Origin of the sequence: Okeania sp. SIO3I5 (assembly GCF_010672085.1) — a bacterium.
Taxonomy (GTDB): Bacteria; Cyanobacteriota; Cyanobacteriia; order Cyanobacteriales; family Microcoleaceae; genus Trichodesmium.
Map to the genome: position 1 here is coordinate 1 of NZ_JAAHHT010000400.1, position 5,096 is coordinate 5,096.

The window sequence follows — 5,096 nt, forward strand, 5'->3', positions numbered from 1 at the left end:
TATTCCAAGTTCCTTGAGGACCTCGACGACCTGGTGTAATTTCTGGCATTCCTCTACTATTTAAAGGAATTACCCAGAACCGTTCGACTTTTTCGGCTCCTTTGAGGCGACCTTGCCTGAGAAGTAATCTTAGTCTCGCAGTAGAAATATTTAAAAGAAATGCTGCTTCTGTTGTACCAACTTTATTTGGTTCAGTATTTATATCTTTCATAAACTGTTTCGGAGCATATAAGGGATAAACTGGATAAACATTTACCATCAAACCATAAACGATTTAGTTTGGCAATATTTGATTGATTTTCTAGTATTGACTTATGATGGTAATCTTAGTAGGAAATTTTATAATTACCCAAAATCTTAACTAAATTCGGAGAACTTCAGAAAAATCATATCTTTTAAAAGTCAAGCTCCAGGACACGACCTTGAATTTGTTTTCCTAACCAAGGTGTATTGATAGAACGAGATTTCAAAATTTGTTTTTCTACCACCCAAGTTTCTTGAGGTGCAAATAGGGTAATATCATGTTCGGTTGAATACTTATAAATAATTATCAAGGAGTCAGGAGTCAGGAGTCAGGAGTCAGAATTTCTGGAGAAAGGAGTCAGGAGTCAGAATTTCTGGAGAAAGGAGTCAGGAGAAAAGTAGAAGTATAATATCTTTTCCCTACTAGAGAGAGCTAAAATTTTATTTATAACTGATTATCCGAACATGATATAACTTCTGCTAACTTTTGAGGTCTTATCTCTCCAGGACTTAATCCTAAACATTTACTAGGAGCGGTACTTAATACTCTCCATAAACCTAAAACCGACAACTCTCCCATTTCCACAAAATTCTCCCATAATAAAGGTAATGCTATTTCTAGTCCTATTGCTCCTGGGAGTGCTTCAGAAAAAGCAACAGTTTTCTCTTCATAAGAATTCAGAAAAGGGATAAGTTTACTGTGAATGCTTCAGAAAAAGTCATATCCTTTAAAAATCAAGCTCCAGGACACGACCTTTAATTTGTTTTCCCAACCAAGGTGTATTGATAGAACGAGATTTCAAAGCAGACTTTTCTACTACCCAAATTTCTTGAGGCGCAAATAGAGTAACTTCCGCTGACTTTTGGGGTCTTATCTCTCCAGGACTTAATCCTAAACATTTGCTAGGAGTTGTACTTAACACCCTCCATAAATCTAAAGCCGACAACTCTCCCGTTTCAACCAAGTTCTCCCATAATAAAGATAATGCTATTTCTAGTCCGATTGCTCCTGGGGGTGCTTCAGAAAAAGCAACTGTTTTCTCTTCATAAGAAAAAGGAGTATGGTCAATAGCAATACCATCTAAAACTCCATCTTTAATACCTTGAACCAAAGCCAAGCGATCACTCTTATTTCCTAGAGGAGGTTCTAAACGTAAATTCGGGTCATAAGGAATAAACTGAGTATCCAAAGGAGACTTACCATATATAGATTGAGTATCCAACAACAAGTGCATCCAAGTCGTACTAGCAGTAATAGGCAAACCCCTACTTTTAGCAACTCCAATCAACTCCACACTTCGAGCAGTAGAAACTCGCATAATATGAACCGGAGTACCAATATTATCTACTAACTCTAACACAGCAGCCAAAGCAGAACTTTCAGCCATAGTCGGAACCCCAGGCAAACCCAAGCGAATAGAATCATACCCCTCTCGCATTACCCCATTACCTGCCAACCCAGAATTATTGCAAAACAAAGCAACAGACTTATTCAGAGGTTTCAAATATTCCAAAACTCGCCGTAACAAAGCAAGATTTTCTAGAGGCAAACCATCAGCAAATCCCACAACTCCGGTTGCTGCTAATTCTCCCAACTCAGTCATTTGCTCGCCTTTTACACCTTGGGTAATAGCAGCCCAATAATAAAGAAGAGGAAAAGTAGACTTATCAGTTGCTTGAGCTGCCAAATTTTGTAATCTTGCCAAACCAGCAAGATTATCAACAGGTGGAAAAATGTCGGGCAAAATTGCTAGTCTCGTAAAACCTCCCGCTTTAGAAGCTTGCATTAGAGATTCTATAGTTTCCCGTTCTTCAAACCCTGGTTCTCCACTATGAGAATGTAAGTCTACCAAACCAGGACCTAAAATTAATCCCCGACAATCTTGAATATCTGTTTTAGTAGGAAACTCAGAAACATTTTCCTCAACTGCTGCTATTTTTCCATCAATTATTAATACATCAGCAATTTTATCTGTGTGGGAAACAGGGTCTAATATTCGGACTTGTTGAAATAATTGGCTGTTCATTATTATAGAAGTGAGAAGAATGTAGGTTGGGTAGAACGACAGTGAAACCCAACACGCGCCTTACTATTGTTTGTTTCGGGGATTCCTCAAGTCAACCTACACCTATCAATCAAAGTAAAATTCATACCCACTGTTAAATCCATAATATTTTCGTCCATCGTCATCCTCTAGGACTTCGCCGTAACCGTCAAAGGGCAACCCGACGATGTTAGTAGTACCGCAACGACGCCATTGATATTTACTTGAAGTTCTGTAAAAACATTTCCTGTCAGTAACTGGAACTAAACATTTTATATGGTTAAAGCTTGTCATTTCACGAGAACCTGGAATATTTGGCTCCACTCGATAAAATTTATTTCCGCTAATTGTTTGAATCAATTTGCAACGATGAACTGTTTGAGCGCTGACAGGTTTATGTGTTATGAGATTGGGAACACTACTCGTCACAAGCAGAAATATAAGAAGATGGTGGCTTTTGAAAATCATCAGTTTCTTCTCCCAATAGACTTCTCCAAAAATTCATCTTAAAGTTTGAATTTACTTGGCAAAAACTTAGATTCGGGAAATGTCTAAATAGATGGGGAAAAAATAAATACTCTTTTAGTCTCAGTCGAGTAGGGTGTGTTAGCGAAGCGTAACGCACCGATGAAGTCAAAAGTCATAAATCAAATTCTTGGCGTTACCAGTACAAATAAAAAATTAGTCAGTCCAGTAGCACCGAAATATTTGGAATAGACGGTGCGTTACATTTCATTAACGCACCCTACTGGACTACCCAAGCTACTGATAACTGATAACTGATAACTGATAACTGAAATTACAGCGCCCCGGCAGCAGTTTTATCAAGAATACCTCCAGACAAATGAGAAGTAATATTCATTACCTCTAATACCGGAGGTCCATCTGGACCTTGAGGATAATCAATTACACTAACCGCCCCATTGCCCTGCTTAAAATTCCAGAAATGTTGGGGTTCTAAACCAAATAATTGACAAAGAATAGCCTTGTTAATAGCATCATGGGCAACTACAATACCAACTCCAGAAACTGACCGAATAATCTCTTTCCAACTAACCAGCGCTCTTTCCCAAACCTGCTGTAAATTTTCCCCCTCTGGCATCTGTACAGTTTCTGGAAATTCCTTCCATTGCTTCAATAACCCAGGAAAACTTTCTTCAATTTCTGACTCAAACTTTCCTTCCCAAAGACCATGGCTAATTTCCCATAAACCATCATATAACTTTAACTCTATATCTGGGTGATGCTGCAAAATAATTTCTGCCGTTTCTTTAGGGCGTAACATCGAACTACTCACAGCAAAATCTAGATGTACATCCTTGAGAAATTCCGCAGCTTGGCCAGCTTGTACTCTACCATTATCATTAAGTGGTACATCAATTTGTCCCTGAAATTTACCATCTCGGTTCCAGTCTGTCTCACCGTGACGTACCAGTAACAACCGAGGACCTATATGTTTATCTCTAGGTTTGGGAAACTTTTCACCGATATGAGTAGTAAGATTCATTGATTCTAATTGTACAGATCCTCCTGGTTCATGTTTTCCAGAAAAAGAAGGATAAGGAGGAGTAAAGTTAAGTATACTAATGCCACAATTAGACTGTTGAATAGAGTGGTAATAAGATGGTTGTATTCCCAAAGCTGTAGAAATGAGGCATCGATTAATACCATTGTGCGCCACAACTAGAATGGTTTGACTATCATTGCTAGTTAAAATCTCAGACCAAAATTTATTTGCTTGCTCAAACAAAGATAGTATAGGAAAGTGTTTGACTTTGCCCTCTGCTTTTAAGAGTTCCATATAAAGTTTGTGGGGACGGTTTTTCCATAAACTGTAATCTTCTGGATATTTCTCTATAACCTCTTGACGCAACATTCCTTCCCACAAAGGTAAATCAATTTCTCTTAAGTTTTCTTTGATTTGGATGGGGGGGGAAGATTCTGAATAGGAATGAATAATTTCAGCAGTTTGTTTAGCTCTTTGTAGGGGACTACTATAAATAGCATCAAACTTTAGACCTTGAAGAGCTTCACCTACCTGACGAGCAGTATTTTGGCCTGCCTCTGTAAGGACTGAAGCATCAAGGCGACCTTGAATTCGACGTTCTACATTGTAGGTGCTTTGGCCATGACGCACAAGGATAATACGGGTACTCATCGATAATTTAGATTATTAGGTTGGTTGGGAAGTGTGCAACAGAGTGCATTTTACATCGTTTTTGGTTTATTAACGCTATTAGGACTCAGGATTATTTTCAGTAAAAAGTAAAAAGTAAAAAGTAAAAAGTGATTGTATAGTCTAAAAATTTTCACGCTACAGTAATTTGAGGGGATTATTTTCCCTATACTCCAAAGGTGGTAGGTGGTAGATTCTAGGTTGAGAATATCTGTGAAGTTATCTCCCGTTAAATTGAAGATTATAACGGGAGACCCTTTGCCGAATCAAGTTGGAAAAATTGGGTGGAAAATTTGAAATTTTACCTATGGCGTCTGGAAAAAATTTGGAGGTTTAATCTTGTAAGTTCTAGGTTTAAGAAGTTCATCTAACAGTTAAAAATTCTGAAATAACAGTTTATTGCTCTGGGTAGAAAATCTGAAATTTTACCTATGGCGTCTGGAAAAAATTTATAGGTTTAATCTGGTAAGTTCTAGGTTTAAGAAGTTCATCTAACAGTTAAAAATTCTGAAATAACAGTTTATTGCTCTGGGTGAAAAATCTGAAATTTTACCTATGGCGTCTGGAAAAAATTTATAGGTTTAATCTTGTAAGTTCTAGGTTTAAGAAGTTCATCTAACAGTTAAAACTTC

5 protein-coding genes and 1 pseudogene are annotated in these 5,096 nt (G+C 37.6%); all 6 read right to left on the bottom strand.

Features of this window, described 5'->3' with window-relative positions; all coding sequences use genetic code 11:
* Nucleotides 1–259 (bottom strand): annotated as a pseudogene (locus tag F6K40_RS38630) (hypothetical protein); the annotation flags it as partial.
* Between the two features lie 136 nt (nt 260–395).
* Nucleotides 396–554 (bottom strand): hypothetical protein, encoded by a 159-nt coding sequence (locus F6K40_RS38635; RefSeq protein ID WP_293145117.1) that lies wholly within the window; start codon nt 552–554, stop codon nt 396–398.
* 134 nt (nt 555–688) lie between these two features.
* Nucleotides 689–823 carry a hypothetical protein gene (locus F6K40_RS41540; protein WP_375340636.1) on the bottom strand — a complete coding sequence of 45 codons (135 nt, stop codon included), beginning with the start codon at nt 821–823 and terminating at the stop codon, nt 689–691.
* Nucleotides 824–971: 148 nt separating this feature from the next.
* Nucleotides 972–2,270 carry a dihydroorotase gene (locus F6K40_RS38645; RefSeq protein WP_293145120.1) on the bottom strand — a complete coding sequence of 433 codons (1,299 nt, stop codon included), beginning with the start codon at nt 2,268–2,270 and terminating at the stop codon, nt 972–974.
* A 105-nt stretch (nt 2,271–2,375) separates the two neighbouring features.
* Nucleotides 2,376–2,756 carry a hypothetical protein gene (locus F6K40_RS38650; protein ID WP_293145123.1) on the bottom strand — a complete coding sequence of 127 codons (381 nt, stop codon included), beginning with the start codon at nt 2,754–2,756 and terminating at the stop codon, nt 2,376–2,378.
* 331 nt (nt 2,757–3,087) lie between these two features.
* Nucleotides 3,088–4,446: a histidine phosphatase family protein gene (locus F6K40_RS38655; RefSeq protein ID WP_293145127.1), complete on the bottom strand. Its 1,359-nt coding sequence runs from the start codon at nt 4,444–4,446 to the stop codon at nt 3,088–3,090.
* Nucleotides 4,447–5,096: the final 650 nt, after the last annotated feature.

Excerpts from the sequence above, each read along its gene's own strand:
- F6K40_RS38650 (WP_293145123.1), bottom strand. The coding sequence starts at position 2,756 with ATGATTTTCAAAAGCCACCATCTTCTTATATTTCTGCTTGTGACGAGT.
- F6K40_RS41540 (WP_375340636.1), bottom strand. The coding sequence starts at position 823 with ATGGGAGAGTTGTCGGTTTTAGGTTTATGGAGAGTATTAAGTACCGCT.
- F6K40_RS38645 (WP_293145120.1), bottom strand. The coding sequence starts at position 2,270 with ATGAACAGCCAATTATTTCAACAAGTCCGAATATTAGACCCTGTTTCC.
- F6K40_RS38655 (WP_293145127.1), bottom strand. The coding sequence starts at position 4,446 with ATGAGTACCCGTATTATCCTTGTGCGTCATGGCCAAAGCACCTACAAT.